The sequence below is a fragment of the Empedobacter sp. UBA7252 genome, assembly GCF_002472765.1.
Classification (GTDB): domain Bacteria; phylum Bacteroidota; class Bacteroidia; order Flavobacteriales; family Weeksellaceae; genus Empedobacter; species Empedobacter falsenii_B.
This window is the reverse complement of record NZ_DKSQ01000003.1, coordinates 71126-71379: the sequence shown is the minus strand read 5'-3', so window position 1 is coordinate 71379 and position 254 is coordinate 71126. Positions and strand designations below refer to the sequence as shown.

Here is a 254-nt window from a genome sequence, read left to right as displayed (position 1 = left end):
TTTATTTAGGACGCTATTGATAAAAGATAATAAAAAAGAACCTCATTTCTAAGGTTCTTCAATTTCTATTCTATTTTCGAAAATATTTAATTCATCATTCAAAAAACGATGCTTTTCAGTTCGAGTTCCTTTCAGTCGAGGAGCTAAAATACCTTCATTCCAAATAGTATCCGAACTCAAAATTCGTGCTTCATCCCACAAATCAGCATCAATAAAATGTTGTATGGTATCACTTCCACCTTCAATAATCAAGG

1 pseudogene is annotated in these 254 nt (G+C 31.5%); it reads right to left on the bottom strand.

What is annotated here, in order from left to right:
- Nucleotides 1–48 precede the first annotated feature (48 nt).
- A pseudogene (locus B2X73_RS01665) lies at nucleotides 49–254 on the bottom strand (riboflavin biosynthesis protein RibD); the annotation flags it as partial.